At 38.7% G+C, this 18,186-nt stretch carries 20 protein-coding genes; 3 read left to right on the forward strand and 17 right to left on the reverse strand.

The features are described 5' to 3' along the window. Positions 1-4: 4 nt before the first annotated feature. The 11 genes from T432_RS0103700 to sdhC all read right to left on the reverse strand — a co-directional run bounded on the left by T432_RS0103700 (position 5) and on the right by sdhC (position 10,664). A complete protein-coding gene (locus tag T432_RS0103700) occupies positions 5-988 on the reverse strand; it encodes an ABC transporter ATP-binding protein (protein WP_028884236.1) in 984 nt (327 codons plus the stop codon). A gap of 45 nt (positions 989-1,033) precedes the next feature. Continuing rightward, the gene (locus T432_RS0103705; RefSeq protein ID WP_028884237.1) at positions 1,034-1,879 is read right to left on the reverse strand and encodes a BRO family protein; all 846 of its coding nucleotides are present in this window, start codon (positions 1,877-1,879) and stop codon (positions 1,034-1,036) included. Positions 1,880-2,035: 156 nt separating this feature from the next. Beyond that, entirely contained in the window at positions 2,036-3,718 is a 1,683-nt protein-coding gene (locus T432_RS0103710) for an ABC transporter permease (RefSeq protein ID WP_028884238.1), read from the reverse strand. 19 nt (positions 3,719-3,737) lie between these two features. Next, positions 3,738-4,706, reverse strand: coding sequence for an ABC transporter substrate-binding protein (locus T432_RS0103715; protein WP_044971095.1), 969 nt, complete (start codon positions 4,704-4,706; stop codon positions 3,738-3,740). Positions 4,707-4,964: 258 nt separating this feature from the next. Continuing rightward, positions 4,965-5,726, reverse strand: a complete 762-nt coding sequence (locus T432_RS0103720) for a Fic family protein (protein ID WP_044971097.1) — start codon at positions 5,724-5,726, stop codon at positions 4,965-4,967. Between the two features lie 46 nt (positions 5,727-5,772). Continuing rightward, entirely contained in the window at positions 5,773-7,083 is a 1,311-nt protein-coding gene (gene gltA, locus T432_RS0103725) for a citrate synthase (RefSeq protein WP_028884241.1), read from the reverse strand. Between the two features lie 35 nt (positions 7,084-7,118). Beyond that, positions 7,119-7,376 carry an FAD assembly factor SdhE gene (locus T432_RS0103730; RefSeq protein ID WP_028884242.1) on the reverse strand — a complete coding sequence of 86 codons (258 nt, stop codon included), beginning with the start codon at positions 7,374-7,376 and terminating at the stop codon, positions 7,119-7,121. A 1-nt stretch (position 7,377) separates the two neighbouring features. After that, positions 7,378-8,094, reverse strand: a complete 717-nt coding sequence (locus T432_RS0103735; RefSeq protein ID WP_028884243.1) for a succinate dehydrogenase iron-sulfur subunit — start codon at positions 8,092-8,094, stop codon at positions 7,378-7,380. A 7-nt stretch (positions 8,095-8,101) separates the two neighbouring features. Continuing rightward, positions 8,102-9,877 carry a succinate dehydrogenase flavoprotein subunit gene (gene sdhA / locus T432_RS0103740; RefSeq protein WP_028884244.1) on the reverse strand — a complete coding sequence of 592 codons (1,776 nt, stop codon included), beginning with the start codon at positions 9,875-9,877 and terminating at the stop codon, positions 8,102-8,104. Then, on the reverse strand, positions 9,877-10,251 hold the full coding sequence (sdhD, locus tag T432_RS0103745) for a succinate dehydrogenase, hydrophobic membrane anchor protein (protein ID WP_028884245.1): 375 nt from the start codon (positions 10,249-10,251) through the stop codon (positions 9,877-9,879). The genes sdhA and sdhD overlap by 1 nt, the downstream gene beginning before the upstream one ends. Then, entirely contained in the window at positions 10,251-10,664 is a 414-nt protein-coding gene (gene sdhC, locus T432_RS0103750) for a succinate dehydrogenase, cytochrome b556 subunit (RefSeq protein ID WP_014111677.1), read from the reverse strand. The genes sdhD and sdhC overlap by 1 nt, the downstream gene beginning before the upstream one ends. A 219-nt stretch (positions 10,665-10,883) precedes the next feature. Between sdhC and T432_RS0103755 the strand changes: the two genes are divergently transcribed. After that, on the forward strand, positions 10,884-11,873 hold the full coding sequence (locus T432_RS0103755) for a malate dehydrogenase (protein ID WP_028884246.1): 990 nt from the start codon (positions 10,884-10,886) through the stop codon (positions 11,871-11,873). Positions 11,874-11,960: 87 nt separating this feature from the next. Next, a complete protein-coding gene (locus T432_RS0103760; RefSeq protein ID WP_028884247.1) occupies positions 11,961-12,695 on the forward strand; it encodes a Fic family protein in 735 nt (244 codons plus the stop codon). A 3-nt stretch (positions 12,696-12,698) separates the two neighbouring features. Here T432_RS0103760 and T432_RS0103765 read toward each other — a convergent pair whose 3' ends face one another. Both T432_RS0103765 and T432_RS0103770 read right to left on the reverse strand, forming a co-directional pair. Further along, complete coding sequence (locus T432_RS0103765; RefSeq protein WP_028884248.1) at positions 12,699-14,141, reverse strand: NAD-dependent succinate-semialdehyde dehydrogenase; 1,443 nt, start codon at positions 14,139-14,141, stop codon at positions 12,699-12,701. Between the two features lie 100 nt (positions 14,142-14,241). Continuing rightward, on the reverse strand, positions 14,242-14,886 hold the full coding sequence (locus tag T432_RS0103770) for a DsbA family protein (RefSeq protein ID WP_028884249.1): 645 nt from the start codon (positions 14,884-14,886) through the stop codon (positions 14,242-14,244). A 67-nt stretch (positions 14,887-14,953) separates the two neighbouring features. Here T432_RS0103770 and T432_RS0103775 point away from each other — a divergent pair, with 67 nt between their 5' ends. Next, the gene (locus tag T432_RS0103775; RefSeq protein WP_248646269.1) at positions 14,954-15,205 is read left to right on the forward strand and encodes a GNAT family N-acetyltransferase; all 252 of its coding nucleotides are present in this window, start codon (positions 14,954-14,956) and stop codon (positions 15,203-15,205) included. A gap of 186 nt (positions 15,206-15,391) precedes the next feature. Here the strand turns inward: T432_RS0103775 and T432_RS08790 are convergent, their stop codons facing one another. From T432_RS08790 to T432_RS0103795, 4 genes are all read right to left on the reverse strand, one after another. Continuing rightward, a complete protein-coding gene (locus tag T432_RS08790) occupies positions 15,392-15,604 on the reverse strand; it encodes a DUF4265 domain-containing protein (protein WP_156026335.1) in 213 nt (70 codons plus the stop codon). A 226-nt stretch (positions 15,605-15,830) separates the two neighbouring features. Further along, positions 15,831-16,220 (reverse strand): hypothetical protein, encoded by a 390-nt coding sequence (locus T432_RS07920; RefSeq protein ID WP_044971100.1) that lies wholly within the window; start codon positions 16,218-16,220, stop codon positions 15,831-15,833. Positions 16,221-16,482: 262 nt separating this feature from the next. Continuing rightward, positions 16,483-16,854 carry a hypothetical protein gene (locus T432_RS0103790; protein ID WP_028884251.1) on the reverse strand — a complete coding sequence of 124 codons (372 nt, stop codon included), beginning with the start codon at positions 16,852-16,854 and terminating at the stop codon, positions 16,483-16,485. A gap of 437 nt (positions 16,855-17,291) precedes the next feature. Then, positions 17,292-18,176 carry a hypothetical protein gene (locus T432_RS0103795; protein ID WP_028884252.1) on the reverse strand — a complete coding sequence of 295 codons (885 nt, stop codon included), beginning with the start codon at positions 18,174-18,176 and terminating at the stop codon, positions 17,292-17,294. Positions 18,177-18,186 lie beyond the last annotated feature (10 nt).

Genomic DNA, 18,186 nt, shown 5'->3' on the forward strand with positions numbered 1-18,186 from the left:
CTCGTTATAGAGGTTCGGAATATTTCTCAATCTCTAATCTGACGCTTGCCCCTATATCTATTAAATTTTCTGCATAAAACAGTAATTCCTGCCCATCTTCTAGCTCTGCATGATATGCATAATGGGCTCCTTTAAATATACGTTCTTTAATGACTGCTTGTAAATCCGCATGTTCACTTATGCGCACATGCTGAGGGCGGACGAGGACATTGCCACCTTGATGGCAATGAAGCCGCGATAAATCCAATATTGTCCCACTCCCAATAAACCGAGCGACCCACTCTGTACGCGGGCGATTATAGATATTTTCGGGAGTGTCGAACTGCTCAACGCAGCCAGCATTCATAACAGCAACCTTATCCGCAAGGGCCATCGCCTCTGCTTGGTCGTGCGTTACATAAATAAATGTTGCATTCGTGCGGCGCTGAAACTCGCGGAAAGTGCGCTCCATTGAACCACGCAAATGCTGATCAAGATTAGCAAGCGGCTCATCCAAGAGTACGATTTTAGGGGACGACACGAGGCACCGAGCCAAAGCAACGCGCTGTCTTTGGCCGCCACTAAGCTCATTGGGATAGCGGTCTGCAAAATTCTCAAGATCGACTGTCTTAAGGGCTTCGATAACGCGAGACCTATACTCTTGACCCTTAATTCCCTTAAGTTTAAGGGCATAACCTACGTTATCTCGCACTTTCATATGTGGCCACAGTGCGTAGGATTGGAACACCATACTAATCTCGCGTTTTTCTGGAGGGACATGAACGACATTAGTAGATTGGGCGCTAGAGAGCACTTTTGAACCAAAGCGAATCTCACCCTCAGAGACAGGCTCAAAGCCAGCAATCATTCGAAGCAAGGTGGTTTTGCCGCACCCAGACGGGCCAAGAAGAGCGATGAATTCACCCTCTTCGAATTCTAGTGAGACATTTTTAACGACCTGATTTTGGTCGTAAAACTTAGAGATATTCTGAAGAATGAGTCTAGACATAGGTTTCGGGCAACTGTACGATTTTATCGTACAGTTGAAATTAAGTTAATCATCTGATTTATTTTCAAGAACATTTGCTAATATCCTCCCCAAATCTAGTGCGTTCTTGCTCGAAATAACTGGTTTACCAGTCTCGCTCTCAAGGGACTCCCTAGCGATTTTGGCTACATTGCCTCCCTTAATAGCAACTTTCTTGTGCTCATCCATTCCGCTTGGAGAAGTAGCAGTGGTTATATCCTTAGTCGCAGTTTCAGCAAGCATATTTAGCACTAATTCAGTCGTGGTCATATTGTCTCGAAGACTCTCTTTTGTTAGACCTTTAAGGTTTTTGTATTCGCGAGTATTCATTCCAGACCAGGCTTGCGTTATTAAGTTCGTAAGTATTGCATAATCTTTGCTTGCAGACACCCCATGGTCGTTCCACACATCAGTCAATTCCTTGCGAACCTGAATTGCCTGCAGTCTTTGATTAATCCACTCTCTTGTATAACCCTTTGAGAGATAAGTCTGTAGGGCTCTATCGATAATCAACTCTGGATCAGCGATTTCATCAAATCTCTCCTTACCCATCTCTGAAAGCCATAATTTAAATGGCTCAGCCTTAGGGGAAGGAATTGACTGTATAATTCGGAAAATTCCTTTTAAATCAGAGGCATCCGTTGTTCTGTATTTCCCATCTGGGGTCTTCATTTTCAACTGTACGATATTATCGTACAGTTGATTTCCCCCTTCAATATCACGAATTTTTACTTTTAGATCACTCCAGTAGCGTCGAGCATTACTACTTTCCGTAAGCACTCTAACAACATCTATGATGCTGAAATACCATTCTTCTTTTTCTTGAACCCAGGTGGATCTGATCATATAACCTTCATACTTTTTAATATTCATAATTTCTCCTTGAAAGTATTCCATAAAATAACAATCAAAAAGAAAAAATAAACCCAAGGTGGATAAAATAGTCCTGCAATTTCAACTGTACGATATTATCGTACAGTTGAAATTATCCATTAAAATCAATTACTTAATATAAGCCTATTTTAAATCTTAGTTTTTCCACGGAATTACGCCCCGCGGAATTTTCTCTGAAAACAGATTCAAAACAAACATCAGCAAAATCACAATAAAGACGACCACCACTGACATAGCCGCTGCCATGATGCCATCACCGCTTTCTTCCATATTGAAAATGAGGACACCTACGGTTTCATTGCCAGAGCTCCAAAGAAGTGCAGACACAGTCAACTCATTAAAAGCGAGCAAAAACACAAGAATAACGCCCGCAAAAGCAGAAGGAGCAAGCAGTGGAAACACTATATCAAGCAAACGCCGCATCTGCCCTGCTCCGCAAAGCTGTGCCGCCTCCTCAAAAGAATCATCCATCTGCATCACTGTGCTTTGAATTGGCTTAAAACCGACCGTAAAAAAGCGCGATAAATATGCAAAAAATATAGTCCAAATCGTGCCATATAAAACAATATCCACAAGTGGCAATGGTCTCGCAAATATCAAAATCACGGCAATCGACAGCACCACCCCTGGCAATGCATACGGCACATCCATCCCAATCTGCAACCATTTTTTGAAACGATTATCCGACTTGCTAAACCACATAGCAAGAGGCATTCCAATAATCACAATAGCACCAGCTGCCCCTAACGATAAAAAGAAACTATTTTTAAAAGCACGCCAGGTAACGCTTTGAGGCATAAATAGATTTTCGTACCCTTTAAAACTTAGTGTGTCCCACGTAAGGACTACGCCCTGAGCTGGAACAAGAGAACTAACAATAAGTGCAATAAGTGGGATAACAAGGATCGCTATTAAAAATAAAGTTAGAGCAAGCTCCCAAAATTTGCGACTGCGTCCGAGCCTGAAGGATAGCGGCTTTCCAGGCAGGCCCATAATCTGCATCTTCCGCTGATAATGTTTCTGCATCCACACCACCAACAGCGACAGCACTGCAATAAGCACTGACAATGCAGCCACTTGATCAATCATAGTCGGCCCGAAATCAGCCATCTTTTGATACACGAGTGTTGGGAGCACATAATATGACGCAGGAATGCCCAACATAGCAGGAATGCCAAAATTTCCAAGCGACGATATAAATGCGATAGCAGCAGCTGCAGCGATGGAATTCTTACAAAGTGGCAATACCATATCTACTAAAACTTCCCTCATAGAAGCCCCATTAAGGCGGGCAGCTTCTATCAATTCTTTAGGAATATTAAGGATATTCGTGCGAATGGTTAAAAATACAAGCGGTGCACTCTGTATTCCAAGAAGCAGGATAATGCCCCAATCCGAATATAGAGGCTGCGGCGATCCTAGCAGTGGGGCAAGTCCTATCATCTTGAGAAGGGCACTGTTTGGCCCCATTAACTGAAGCCAGCTTAAAGCCATTACTTGCGGCGGTATCATCATCGGTAGCATAAAAAGCATGACAAATACACTTTTCGCACGGATATTTGTAAGTGTAATAAGCAATGCGAGTGAGCCGCCAATGATAAGCGACAACAGCATAGACACAAAGGACGTATAAAGACTATTAAAGGTCGCAGTCCATGTAGAACTCTGAGTAAGAACCTTTGAGAGCGAGGATTTTTCGGACTCTGTTATATCGAACACTACTTGTAGCACAAGACGTGCAGTTGGCAGAATCGAGATAATGAGAATAATAAAAACCAACCCCCATATAATGGGAGTTGGCAATGTTTTTCGATTCAATCTAAATCTAATCTATTAATTAGTTAAAAATTTTAGAGAAACCTTCTTTATCTTTTTCTGTGTTTTCTAAAGCTTTAGCTGAGTCAAACGGCAATAATTTAATATCTTTTCGATCAGGGAAGCCCGCAGGTGGAGTTACACCGTTACGTGCAGGAAGATAGCCTTGTTTAACCACAAGCTCTTGTCCCTCAGCTGAAAGTAAGAAATCAACAAATTTCTTAGCTAATTCTTGATTTTTAGAGCTTTTAAGAATTGCAACTGGCTCTGTCACCATAGACACACCTTCTGCAGGGAACACAAACTCTACAGGTGAACCTTTAGCTTTCTCGCGAATAGCCATGTAATCAACAAGCACACCGTAAGGCTTTTCACCTGTAGCAATTGCTTTAAGAACACTGCCATTACCCTTGATTGGGCTCATGCCATTTTCTTTAAGAGCTTTATAGTAATCCCATCCGAAATCAGGATTTGTAGTTAATGCAGATAGATGGATTAATGCCGCACCCGAATATAGAGGACTAGGCATAGCTGCTTGACCTTTAAGTTCAGGTTTTACAAGATCTTTCCATGAAGTAGGTTTTACTTTTGCATCTTTGTGATATGCGATACCAGTTGTGATTAGCTTAGTACCATAGTAGTAACCTTCTTTATCATATAAAGCCTCATCATAGTTTGACTTCTCTTTAGAATCATGGGCCACCAACAGACCCTCTTTTTTCAACTGTTCAAGAGTCACACTATCAGCAATTAATAGAAGATCTGGCTTAGTAACCCCAGCTTCAAGTTCAGCACGGAATTTTGTCATAAGCTTAGTAGTACCATCGCGAACCCATTCAACTTTAACGCCTGGATTAGCTTTTTCAAATGCCTCAACAGTCATTTGAGCATCTGCTACAGGCTGAGAAGTATAAAGAGTAAGATTTTGAGCTTGAGCAGCAGCAACTGCAAAAAGACTAGAAACCACTAGTGGAAGTAATTTTTTAATCATAAATATCTCCATAAAATTTCTGTCATTTTATGTGTGTAATGTGTAACTATGATTTCAAATAACCTTGAGGACAGTGATGTTTGTGCGTTGTTCCATAATTCTTTCTTGCCTTTTTTGGGGGGTGGCAATGTCCCAGCCCTTCTCCACAGATAATTTATCTCTAAGCCTTCTTCTATTCTTATGGGATGATATGTCAGAAGATGTAGATGAAATTCGCAACTTTATAAAATAAAGGCCACCCAATAGCGACCTGATTAATTAGCTTTGGGCACATTCAAACAAAAATTTAATCATGTCTGTTGCATTTTTAGAAGCATAAAAATCAACCATATTTCTATTGAATTCTATAGCTTTAGAAGCAGGAATAGTGACTGCCTCATATCCATTAGACATTAAAATCCCATTCATCATAAGGCGTGAGGTGCGTTTATTTCCGTCAAAGAAAAATTGATTTAATGCACCAAAAAGAAAGAATGCAAAAGCTAGTTCGTGGGTAGAGATTGCATGCTCTTTAAATGAAGATTCTAGAGCTAGTACTCCATCATTAAATCTAAGAATCAATTCTTTCGCACCTGCAACTGTGGGCAATGGCATATAAACGCCCCTTTCACCAAGTGCTACATTTGGAGTGTAATTAATTTCTGAACCCTCGCCTCTAAAAACACCCCACTCTAAAGATTCATTTCTAGAAATAATTGAATTAAATTTGCAGAAAGTATCTCGATCCAACTTGAAAGAATCGTTTTTTAGAGTCTTAATTAAGTATTCTAGACTGTCAGCAAGATTTGTAACTTGTTCTACATCAGACAATTTATGACCACCAATTGTTATTCCATCAAGTAGAGTTTTAATCTCAGGAAATGTAATCGGATTGTTTTCTAATTGTGATGCATCCCAAACGAATTCAGGAAATCTCTTTTTTAGTTTGAAAATTAGAGTGCTAAGTGGTTCTTTTTCTGATGGAATAACAATATCAGAATTTTTTTCCCAACTAAACCCTATCCTATCGTATAGTGTCATAATCAAATAAGGGACGCCCAAAAGCGACCCTCAAAATTATAATTTTTTACTTGCGATTGGCTATATCTGGAACAGATCTTTTAGTTTCTCCAACGTACAATTGACGAGGTCTACCAATTCTGTAGTCTGGATCAGAGATCATCTCACTCCATTGAGATATCCAACCTACAACACGTGCTAATGCAAATACCGCAGTAAACAATTGGGTTGGGATACCGATTGCACTTTGCACGATACCAGAGTAGAAATCAACATTAGGATAAAGCTTACGCTCTACAAAATAATCATCCTCTAGAGCAATACGCTCAAGTTCCATCGCAAGCTTAAATAGTGGGTCATTTTCAAGTCCAAGCTCTGCAAGCACTTCCTTGCAAGTTTCTTGCATAAGTTTAGCTCTAGGATCATAGTTTTTATAAACACGATGTCCAAAGCCCATTAAACGAACTCCAGATTCTTTGTCTTTAACTTTCTCCATAAATTCGCCAACTTTTGCAACACCACCGTCTGCTTGAATTTGCTCAAGCATTCTTAAGCATGCTTCGTTCGCACCACCATGTGCTGGACCCCATAGGCAAGAAATACCAGAAGAAATCGCTGCATAAGGGTTAGTACCTGAAGAGCCGCATAAACGAACTGTTGACGTAGAAGCATTTTGCTCATGATCTGCGTGCAAAATAAGAATACGGTCAATGGCTTTTTCAATAACAGGGTTTACTACATATTCTTCGCATGGATTTGCGAACATCTGACGTAGAAAATTACCAGAATAAGAAAGTTTATTATTAGGGTGTACATACGGTTCACCGATAGAGTATTTATGAGCCATAGCAACTAATGTAGGCATCTTCGCAATCAAACGAATAGAAGCAATTTCACGATGCTCTGGATTTTTGATATCTAATCCATTATCGTAGAATGCAGCCATTGCACCTGTTAGGCCAACTAAAATAGCCATCGGATGAGAATCACGACGGAAACCACGAAGTAGCATATGAACTTGTTCGTGAACTAAATTGTGGTGAAGGATACGATATTCGAAGTCATCTTTTTGAGCCTGATTAGGAAGTTCACCTTTAAGAAGCAAATAGCACACTTCTAAATAGTCACATTTGACAGCAAGTTCTTCTATCGGATAGCCTCTGTAATACAACTCCCCTTTCCCGCCATCAATGTATGTAATCTCAGATTCGCATGAAGCAGTCGAGACAAAACCAGGGTCATAAGTAAACATGCCTGTCTGAGCATATAGTTTGCGGATATCGATAACACTTGGACCAACCGAACCATCATAAATAGGTAGTTCAATGCTATCTTGACCATCAATACTTAATACGGCCTTTTTATCTGATGTTTTCATTTTATACTCCTCAGTATTTTGTGTAATATACCCCATTAAGATTGCATAAGTTTAACAAGCCTTTGTATTTCGGGGCTATCATAGGGGCTTTCAAGAACTTCAGTCCCTAACAAAACTTGCAAAAGGGTATTATCGTCTAGTTCAAAAAGAGTCATTAAATTTCGAGCATCGTCCTGAGTTAATGAACTCTCATATTGATCTAAAAATTTTGTGATTATCAGATCATTTTCTAGTAGTCCGCGACGCGACCTCCATCTAAGAAGATCGCGTTCACTATCGGATAACGTACCCATACTAAACAGTACGTCTCACAAGCATTTCTTTAATTTTGCTGATAGCTTTTGAGGGGTTTAACCCCTTAGGACAGACATCCACACAGTTCATAATTGTGTGGCAACGGAATAGTCGATATGGATCCTCTAAATTATCAAGGCGCTCTGAGGTCGCCTGATCACGACTATCTGCAAGAAAGCGATAAGCTTGAAGCAGACCAGCAGGACCTACGAACTTATCAGGATTCCACCAAAATGATGGACATGATGTAGAACAACAAGCACAAAGAATACACTCATATAAACCATCTAATTCCTCACGTGCTTCTGGAGATTGCAAACGCTCTTTTTCAGGAGGATGATCCTCGTTGATTAAATATGGCTTTACTGAGTGATACTGATTAAAGAACGAAGTCATATCTACAATCAAATCACGAATTACAGGTAACCCTGGCAGAGGTCTTAAAACTATAGGCTCTTTTAAATCTCTAAGATTAGTAATACATGCAAGCCCGTTTTTACCGTTAATATTCATCGCATCTGAACCACATACACCCTCGCGACATGAGCGACGAATAGATAAGCTATCATCCACATCATTTTTGATGCGTACTAATGCATCAAGAAGCATCTTATCGTTTGGGCCAAGCTCTACATCAAGCTTTTGCATGTAAGGACGTTCGTCCTTATCTGGGTCATAGCGGTAAATTTCAAATTTAACAATGCGTTTAGTCATGATATCCAACTTAGAATGTACGAGGTTTAGGAGGGAATGAATCAACTGTCAATGGCTTCATATGCACAGGTTTATATTCAAGAGAATCTGTCTCTGAATACCAAAGTGTATGCTTCAACCAATTAATATCATCACGCTCTGGGAAGTCATTAAGAGCATGAGCTCCACGACTCTCGTCACGATTAGCTGCTGATTTAATAGTAGCTTTTGCAACTTCAATCATATTTTCGATTTCAAGAGCTTCTTGTCGTGCCATATTGAAGACTTTCGATTTATCTTTAAAATGAATTTGCTTAACTTGTTCTGCACATTCAGCAATTTCACGAACACCTTCGTTAAGGAGCTCCTTAGTACGGAATACACCACAGTGACTTTGCATAGTAGTGCGAATTTTATTCCCAACATCTTGGACTTTTAGGCCTGTAGAGCGGTTTTCAAGTGCGTTATAACGATCCATAGATTTTGTAACGCTCTCTTTATGAAGGTCCGCATGAGCCTTCTGTTCATGCAATTTGTCGGCAATGATATGGTTTCCAGCTGCACGCCCAAACACAACTAAATCTAGAAGTGAATTTGTGCCTAAGCGATTTGCACCGTGGACGGAAACCGCAGAACATTCACCAATTGCATATAAACCGTTAACGATTTTTTCCTCTCCGTCTTTCCATTCAACTACTTGGCCATGATAATTTGCAGGAATACCACCCATTTGATAGTGAATAGTAGGAACAACAGGAATTGGTTCTTTAATTGGATCCACATTTGCGAATCGAATAGCAATTTCACGAATAGATGGAAGACGTTTTTTAATGACATCTTCACCTAAATGGTCTAGTTTAAGAGCAACGTGTGTTCCATCACCTACACCGCGGCCTTCTTTAATCTCTTGGTCCATAGAACGAGATACAAAATCGCGTGGTGCTAAATCTTTTAGAGTCGGAGCGTATCGTTCCATAAAACGCTCTCCGTCTTTATTTAAGAGAATGCCGCCCTCTCCGCGAACCCCTTCAGTAATAAGTACGCCCGCACCAGCAACGCCCGTAGGGTGAAACTGCCAAAATTCCATATCTTGGAGGGCAATGCCCGCGCGTGCAGCCATACCAAGCCCATCACCTGTATTAATAAATGCATTCGTAGATGCAGCCCAAATACGACCGGCTCCCCCTGTGGCTAAAACTGTACGTTTAGCTTCTAGAACGTATATATCCCCTGTCTCCATCTCTAAAGCTGTGACACCTAAGACATCTCCGTCATCATTGCGAATAAGATCAAGGGCCATCCATTCAACAAAAAAGTGTGTACGTGAGGCTACATTTCGTTGATACAAAGTATGAAGCAAGGCATGACCTGTACGGTCAGCTGCTGCACAGGCTCTTTGAACAGGTTTTTCACCAAAATTAGCTGTATGACCGCCAAACGGACGTTGATAAATTGTGCCATCTGGGTTGCGATCAAAAGGCATTCCATAATGCTCTAATTCATAAACGGCTTCGGGAGCCTGACGACACATAAATTCAATAGCATCCTGATCTCCGAGCCAATCAGAACCCTTTACAGTATCGTACATATGCCAATACCAATTATCCTCAGACATATTTCCTAAAGAAGCACCAATACCACCTTGAGCTGCAACTGTATGAGAACGAGTTGGAAATACTTTTGAGAGTACAGCGACATTAAGACCTGCTTGAGCAAGTTGTAAGGAACAACGCATGCCTGAACCGCCTGCCCCTACTACCACAACATCAAATTTGCGACGAGGTAAAGAAGAAAGAACAGTAGACATTAAAGACTCCAAACGACAAATGAGAAATAAATAGACATGGAAATAAGCCAAAATATCGTAAATATAAATAGAATTAGACGAAGCTTCCAGCAATCGATATAGTCCATCCAAACATCACGAATTCCAATCCATGCGTGCCATGCAAGTGTGAAAAACACCAAAGTTACACAGATTTGACCAGCAGGGATACTCAAAACAGTAAAAGTGAATAGGTGCAACCAATTCTCATAAGTTACTGGTGTAAATAACAATGTGAGGAGAAAGAAAACAGAATAAATTGCTAAAAGAGTAGCAGTTAAGCGTTGAACAATAAATCCAATTGTTCCGTAATGAGCTCCTACTGCACGACGATTAGTACCAAATTGATCAGGCATTACAGAACTCCAAATAATTTAATTGCAAAAATAACAGTTAAAGCCAAACTCACAATAAACACAATTTTTGCACTTTTATTAGCTGAAACCTTATCCATACCAATATGTAAGTCAAGAATAAGGAAACGAATACCAGCACAAAGGTGGTGCATAAATCCCCATAATGCCACAATACAGACAACTCTAATTAAAAAACCTGAGAAACCTGTAGCCAAGCTATTAAACATAACAGGCCCAGCTAGACTGTTACGGAATAAATGAATAAGAATAGGAAGGCTTAGAAAAATTAAAACACCACTAACGCGGTGCAAAATCGATAAAATCGCAGGAAGCGGAAGCTTATAAGCCCTAGTAATTTTATCGAATTCAATGTTTCTAAACTCTCGGCGAGGCTTTTGAGTGACATCAGACATGAATTGATACCTATGATTAAATATAAAACTTGTAAGATTATAATATTTTTAATCAAACTTTTGAGATTGATTGCGGATTTTAGGGGATTAGGTAAGCTTGAGGAATTTGTTGGCTTATATTTCTATTGCTTTTTGATATTTCAAAAATAGGCGATTCTTATTCCTTTAATTAAAAAGGTTTACAATTTCAAAGTTATTCTATAAAAATTGGAGTTATTAATGTCAAAACCTGCTATTCGTGTAGCCGTTACAGGTGCGGCTGGTCAAATTGGATATTCAATATTATTTAGAATTGCTGCTGGTGAAATGTTGGGTAAAGACCAACCTCTTATTCTTCAGCTTTTAGAAATTCCAGATGAAAAAGCTCAAAACGCACTTAAAGGCGTAATGATGGAGTTAGACGATTGTGCATTCCCATTACTTAAAGAAGTAACTGCACACAGTGATCCTAAGACAGCGTTTAAAGACGTGGACATTGCCATCCTAGTAGGGTCTCGCCCGAGAGGGCCCGGTATGGAGCGCAAAGATTTACTTCAAGCTAATGCACAAATTTTCACAGTACAAGGGGCAGCTTTAAATGAAGTAGCTAGCCGCGACGTTAAAGTTTTAGTGGTAGGAAACCCAGCAAATACAAATGCGTATATTGCCATGAAATCAGCTCCCGATTTACCTGCGAAAAACTTCACATCTATGGTACGTTTAGACCATAATCGCGCATTGACACAAATGGCACGCAAAGCTGGTGTGGACATTGAAGATATCGATAAATTTGTGGTATGGGGTAATCACTCATCAACCATGTATCCTGATATTCGATTTGCTGAAGCGGGTGGTGTTAAATTAAAAGAGAAAATCGGCGACGATAATTGGGTAGAAAATGATTTTATCCCGACAGTAGCTAAACGTGGTGCCGCTATCATAGCAGCTCGCGGTCTTTCATCTGCAGCTTCTGCGGCTAATGCAGCGATTAACCATATTCACGATTGGGTGTTAGGCACAAACGGAAAATGGGTTACTATGGGCGTTCCTTCTGATGGATCTTATGGTATTCCTGAGGGTATTGTGTATGGCTTCCCAGTTACGACTGAAGGCGGTGAATACAAAATTGTACAAGGCTTAGAGATTGATGAAGCTTCACGTGCACGCATGGATGCTACATTAGCCGAGCTTGAAGAAGAACGAGCAGGCGTGGCTGATTTGCTTAAATAAATTATAGGATTTGGGTTTATTAATGCTCTAAGAGCATTAGGATAGAATCGATTTTAAGCCCTGCATTAGTGGGGCTTTCTTGTTTTTATGAAACTTGAAAATTTAGTCACAGAGATAGATAAAAAGAAAGTGGATCTAGATGCAATGCGACCACTTGATGAAATCGAGCTTGAGCGTTTACATCGTGACTTTACGATTGAATATACCTATAACTCCAATGCTATCGAGGGAAACACGCTTACACTTCGTGAAACTGCATTGGTTCTTGAAGGGCTAACAATAGATTCAAAACCTCTGAAAGATCATTTGGAAGCTGTAGATCACCGTGAAGCTTTTGATTTTGTGTGTGAATTAGTAAAAGAAGGCTTTGAACTTGATGAAGGGATCATTAAGAAAGTCCATTCACTTGTGCTTGCACATAAGCGACAATTTAGTGGTATATATCGTAAACTTCCTGTGCGTATTTTGGGGTCAGAGTATGAGCCGCCCAAAGCATATTTGATTGAAACTAAGATGCAAGAATTACTTTTGGATTATAAGAAATCACAAGAGCATATCTTAAAAAAATTAGCAAAATTTCATGTTGATTTTGAATGCATCCATCCCTTTATCGATGGGAATGGGCGGACCGGACGCCTAATTGTAAATTTAGAATTGATGAAATCTGGATTCACACCTATTGATATTAAATTTACAGATAGAGTGAAATACTATGATGCTTTTGAAAAGTTCCGTACAAGCGGATCTTACGATTGCATGGAGCTTCTATTTGCACAATATTTAAATAAGAGGCTCGATTATTTCTTATCCCTAAGATCTTAGTCTCTATTTAACATTACCCACGCAAATGTATTTGATCTCTAGATAGTCTTCGATACCATATTTTGAGCCTTCCCGACCTAGCCCTGACTGTTTTACTCCGCCAAACGGAGCCGCAGCGTTAGAAATCAATCCTGTGTTAACCCCAACAATGCCATACTCAAGTTTTTCAGATACACGAATAGTTTGATTTAAATTTTCCGTATAGATGTAGGATGCAAGGCCGTAAATGGTGTCATTTGCTAGTTTTAAAGCTTCCTCTTCCGTTTCAAACTTAAATACGGGGGCAATGGGCCCGAATATCTCATCTGTAGAAAATCGCATATCAGTGGTGGCGTTTTTGACTACAGTCGGTTCGAAAAATAATTCATTGTAAGAGCCACCTGTGGTCACCTGCGCACCCTTCTCTACCGCATCCTGCAAAAGCTCTTTGGAATGATCGACAGCATCTTGATTGATCATAGGACCGATGATAGAGTCTTCGGCGAGACCATTGCCAACTTTAAGATTTGCAACGGCATCAGCCAATTTATCGCAGAATTCATCATAAATTTTAGACTGCACATAGATGCGATTTGCACATACGCATGTCTGCCCTGCATTTCGGAATTTAGCGGCAACGGCACCTTCAACAGCAGCATCAACGTCAGCTTCGTTGAACACGATAAAAGAAGCATTTCCGCCCAATTCGAGGGAAATTTTCTTAATGGTCGAAGCGGATTGCTGCATCAATAAACGCCCAACTTCAGTAGAGCCCGTGAAGCTGAATTTGCGAACGATAGGGCTTTCAGTGAGCACCTTACCGATCTCGCTGGATTTTCCTGTGATCACATTGAACACGCCAGGCGGGATGCCAGCCTCGAGAGCGAGCGATGCCATAGCCAATGCAGAAAATGGAGTTTGAGATGCAGGACGTGAAACAAATGTACACCCTGCAGCAAGAGCTGGAGCCACTTTGCGGGCAATCATAGCATTCGGAAAATTCCAAGGAGTAATCGCAGCACACACACCAACAGGCTGCTTTATGACCACAATGCGTTTATCGCCGCTTGGAGCAGGAATAGTGTCACCATAGACACGCTTAGCCTCTTCCGCAAACCATTCGATGTATGCGGCCCCATACAAAATCTCGCCCTCAGCTTCTTTTAGCGGCTTGCCTTGCTCGATAGTGAGCAAACGTGCGAGATCCTCTTTATGTTCAATAATTAGGTCGTACCATTTACGTAGTAAATCTGAGCGCTCGTTCGCAGACATAGCAGACCATTGTGGCAATGCCCTCTGAGCCGCCTCCACAGCTTGTTCCGCCTCTTTTGTCCCCATTTTCGGAACTGTGCCTACTGTTTCACCTGTGGCTGGATTAGAGACTTCAATGGTTTCGCCGCTATAGGCATCCATCCATTGATCGCCGATAAGTACTTGCTGTTTGAATATTAATGAATTGAATTTCATGCTACCCTCTAAAATTTGAACCTTGATGTGCCGCCTCGTTATTTTACTAATATCGTGTGACACTCCCGCTCTCTTCGCAACGTCCTTAGATGATGGCATTCTATTTACTAGCTTTATGATCGCCCTGTATTGTGAGAACTTTCCGATAATTGGCTTCTAACTCTTCAAGCGTTTCTGTACCTGTGCGAATATCGAAATATTTCCCATCGTGCTCAATCAGTAAAGTAGGATACGAACTTACACCCAACTCCCGAGCTTGATTAAAATCATTTTCAGGAATCGAAGTATCATTCCAATTTGCACGAATTTTCTCTATTATTTCTGTGGCAATGCCATAGTTCTCAAAAATCTCTTTATACGCCTCAAAATCGCCTAAAGACTTGCCCTCGAGATACATAAGTTTTTGAATATCCCATCCTAATTCAACCCATTTTTCTGATGGGACCACTTCTCGCAATAAACTAAACACTAGTCCAGGTTGATTAGAATTCAGAATGGTCGACCCTTCATCTAGCATTGAATTGTACGCATCGGAAAATGCCACACCATAAATCTGAGATACTTGAGCATTCGAATTTTTTATATAGTTATACTCGCTAATAGGCTTTATGCGGTCCCCCGTAACCAGACCCCCCGAAACCATCTTCAATTCAAGCTCAGGATGATTTCGCACAAATTTGGTAAGCACAGATTCAAACCCATAACACCAACCACAAATCGCATCCCACACATATATTAACTTCATATTATCTCCTCATTTCTATCTCTTATACTATAAGGGTTTAGTGGCTTATTTCAAGTTTTGGATGGCAATGGAAATTAAAAACGACTTAGATGCGGGAATTATATTTGCAGATGTTGACGGCCTGCGTGCATTTATTAAATATACATTGGATGGCAATGTCATGGATATCCTCTCAACTCAAGTCCCCTCAGAGATCGGCGGACGGGGTGTAGCTGCTGAATTGACTAAATTTGATTTGGATTTAGCTAGAAAAAATAATTGGGAAGTTCGACCTACTTGTGGGTATACAAAAGCTTATTTGAAGAGGTATGAGCGTTAACTAGTTAGGGTGTGGCCAGGTATAGATTTTTTACTTTAATAATTAGCAAACGTAAACCAATAATAATGTAAAGGGTATCAATTTTACTAATTCAATTTTATGTTTCTCATAAATACTCCAAACGTTTACTGGATTTGTTTCTTCAAATTAGAGTTTTGTTAGCCCATTGCTCGTTATAAGGACATATTATGAGTTCAAAATATTGCAAAAAGTTGTGGACATCTTTTCTATCTCACAACCGCATTTTTCCATAATTCTGTAAATTACATCTATATCGACTGTCTTATTTAGATATACAACTCTAATAGTTGAATTATCGGAATGCTTAACAAAGCTATTGAAATAATACACACCATCTTTAATTGTGTAGGAAACTATATCACCCAAGGGATACTTCATAAGTGTAAAAAGGTATGTTATCTATACATAACACACTATTGTCTAATTTTTCCACCCATAAGCTCTCTTGTGCCCCAGGTGGATATCCATCTTCTACATCTAATTCAAAGAATAGGTTTTCGCTCATTTGAATTAGTAGAAATAGTACTCTTTCCTAACTTAAAAATTTTAATTATTAGTCAAGGTTTTGATGTTAGTGGGGGTCGATTTTAAACTGCCAAACACGTCATCTTTTGAGATTCAAGTAGTAATCATCGTAAGATTCCACGAATAAATCTTTAACTCTTTCATGGTAAATTAAAACCTCTGAGAAAATTTCATCTTCAAAATCAGGTATTAATGTAAGATTGTGATTTGGAAAAACGTAAATTTCATCATCAACTAAAGGATTTTCGCTCTCAAGAAATTTAGTTAGATTATCAAAATTTATTTCCTGACCGTCGAGAATAAAACTTTTAACGTCCCTAGCAGAAAGGGTGGCAATGTACTCCTCTCCTTCAAAATCCTCTAACTCATAAAGCACACCAGATGATGTTGCAGTATTTTTATCAAATTTGGATTTTGAGGTGCCCAAACATAAACCATTCAAACATCCATTTTTAATTTCTAACTTCATATTTTAAAAATTCCTTAATTCCCATTATTTCTATTTAGCTTATTTTATGATGAAGTAGATTAATTTAACCCTTAAAAATAGAGAGATAGTCAGGGACACCGTTTATAACTTACTTAAAAATCACCGAATATCGATATTTCTTTGCTCTTTTAGATCTTTTATCGAATAGTCTAGAATTTGTAATTTCAAATATTCCAACTCTTCCCATTATCTAATAAGAATACCAACTTCGAAATTTGCTATTCATAAAGCGATGGGGCTATTATAGAATGCCGATTTTGTTTGAAGGGGTAATTTTAAATAGCCGGGGACAATTACCTAATGCATCAAGCTCAAACTGATTCTCTGATAATGGGTTTTTCGCTAAGGTGAGTCGCCCATTTAAGTCGTAGTCATACTCACGAACTTCATCTGCACTAGATGTCTTAGTCATACGACCCATAATGTCGTACTGGAAGTTTAATGTCTTATCTACAAACGTAACACTATCTACTCGTCCTGTTAACTTGTTGATCTGATAACGCTTCTCTTTACCGTCAAACCCTCTTTCATAAACCAACCTACTAAGCGGATCATACTCAAAGAGGTATTTGTCATTGTTTTCATTAATAAGCTTAGATAGCCTACCGAGCACATCATATCTATAGCCAACTTCATGATTTAGAGCATCAACTCGTGTATCAATTCGACCTGCAGGATTATATTTATATCGTGTCTCACGAACAAGCCCGTCTATAAATTTAAGTAGACGCCCTTCAGCATCATGCTCTAGATATACGGGGTTCGTTTAGCTTTTATTTACTTTGACAATGTTAAAGAACTGGGCTCAACACCCTCAGTTGTATGTTAGAGGGTGATGGATATAAATATTATCTATTACTTTGGCTATGGTTAAGTGTATTTTTGTTAATTGATGGAACTTTTAACATTTTCTATAATCCAACGCCTAATCAATAGTAAGTTAAACTTCAAGATTTTTCGAACTTATATGTTGTGGTTGATTCAATATATGAGCACAAATAATTAATGTGGTTTTAACAAAGTTCTAGAAAATCCTTAAAATATATTAAATTAATCTAAATTGCTATAAATTAACTTATTTTCAGAGGAAAGTTCAAAATTACATTTTAAATACGGAATAAAATCATCAATATAGGGATGTATTTTTTTAGGAATATCCAGATTACAACTCATTCTATGAGTTAATAAATAGATAATATCAATGGGAAAGTAATTCCAAATTGGATTGTAGGATTGATTTGAAATATTTGTTTCAATCAAACTTAAACGAAAATTACAAAGTTCAAAAATATTTTGGATTAATTTATTTTCATCAACATAACATATGATTTCGAAATTTTTTCTGTATACAGATACGTATTCATCATCCACTGCATTTATAAAATCTGCTTTATTTAGTTTAAATTCTTTAGTGTCAAAACATTCTATTAAACTTAAAAGTTCAAAAACTAATCTAGATTCATTTGGGGTTGATACAAATGAAGACAATTTGTCCTTATAAATAGTTAATGAAATGTCTATGATTTCAGTTAAATTATCCTTGCTGAGGCAAAGTTTACCAAAAATAATGATAAATAATATATCAACTATACTACCTCCATATTTTTGTTTATCATGTTTTAGAGTTTTGATATTTAAAATAAAAGAAAACAAACCACTAATCATTTGATTAAAATTTACGGGATTGTTTTCCTCAATAAAAGGGGCGGCATAATTTGAAACTAATGCTACAAGAAATCTTGTCATTTTAAATTCGTCATAATTAACCCTATAGCTAATAATTGAATTATTCACTTCATAATCAAAATTTCTTACACCATTTTTCAGATTTGAAATTATTAATTCGGGACTTATATCTGTGGGAACTTTACTAGCTTTTAGAATCTCATCCCTGATATAGTTAATTTTGCTAATGTCTACTTTAATATTATTCATTTAATAATCC

Origin of the sequence: Taylorella asinigenitalis ATCC 700933 (genome assembly GCF_000687755.1) — a bacterium.
Lineage (GTDB): Bacteria > Pseudomonadota > Gammaproteobacteria > Burkholderiales > Burkholderiaceae_B > Taylorella > Taylorella asinigenitalis.

Coding starts and splice junctions, on each gene's coding strand:
- T432_RS0103700 (WP_028884236.1), bottom strand. CDS start 988: ATGTCTAGACTCATTCTTCAGAATATCTCTAAGTTTTACGACCAAAAT.
- T432_RS0103705 (WP_028884237.1), bottom strand. CDS start 1,879: ATGAATATTAAAAAGTATGAAGGTTATATGATCAGATCCACCTGGGTT.
- T432_RS0103715 (WP_044971095.1), bottom strand. CDS start 4,706: ATGATTAAAAAATTACTTCCACTAGTGGTTTCTAGTCTTTTTGCAGTT.
- T432_RS0103720 (WP_044971097.1), bottom strand. CDS start 5,726: ATGACACTATACGATAGGATAGGGTTTAGTTGGGAAAAAAATTCTGAT.
- gltA (WP_028884241.1), bottom strand. CDS start 7,083: ATGAAAACATCAGATAAAAAGGCCGTATTAAGTATTGATGGTCAAGAT.
- T432_RS0103730 (WP_028884242.1), bottom strand. CDS start 7,376: ATGGGTACGTTATCCGATAGTGAACGCGATCTTCTTAGATGGAGGTCG.
- sdhA (WP_028884244.1), bottom strand. CDS start 9,877: ATGTCTACTGTTCTTTCTTCTTTACCTCGTCGCAAATTTGATGTTGTG.
- sdhD (WP_028884245.1), bottom strand. CDS start 10,251: ATGCCTGATCAATTTGGTACTAATCGTCGTGCAGTAGGAGCTCATTAC.
- sdhC (WP_014111677.1), bottom strand. CDS start 10,664: ATGTCTGATGTCACTCAAAAGCCTCGCCGAGAGTTTAGAAACATTGAA.
- T432_RS0103755 (WP_028884246.1), top strand. CDS start 10,884: ATGTCAAAACCTGCTATTCGTGTAGCCGTTACAGGTGCGGCTGGTCAA.
- T432_RS0103760 (WP_028884247.1), top strand. CDS start 11,961: ATGAAACTTGAAAATTTAGTCACAGAGATAGATAAAAAGAAAGTGGAT.
- T432_RS0103765 (WP_028884248.1), bottom strand. CDS start 14,141: ATGAAATTCAATTCATTAATATTCAAACAGCAAGTACTTATCGGCGAT.
- T432_RS0103770 (WP_028884249.1), bottom strand. CDS start 14,886: ATGAAGTTAATATATGTGTGGGATGCGATTTGTGGTTGGTGTTATGGG.
- T432_RS0103775 (WP_248646269.1), top strand. CDS start 14,954: ATGGAAATTAAAAACGACTTAGATGCGGGAATTATATTTGCAGATGTT.
- T432_RS08790 (WP_156026335.1), bottom strand. CDS start 15,604: ATGAAGTATCCCTTGGGTGATATAGTTTCCTACACAATTAAAGATGGT.
- T432_RS07920 (WP_044971100.1), bottom strand. CDS start 16,220: ATGAAGTTAGAAATTAAAAATGGATGTTTGAATGGTTTATGTTTGGGC.
- T432_RS0103795 (WP_028884252.1), bottom strand. CDS start 18,176: ATGAATAATATTAAAGTAGACATTAGCAAAATTAACTATATCAGGGAT.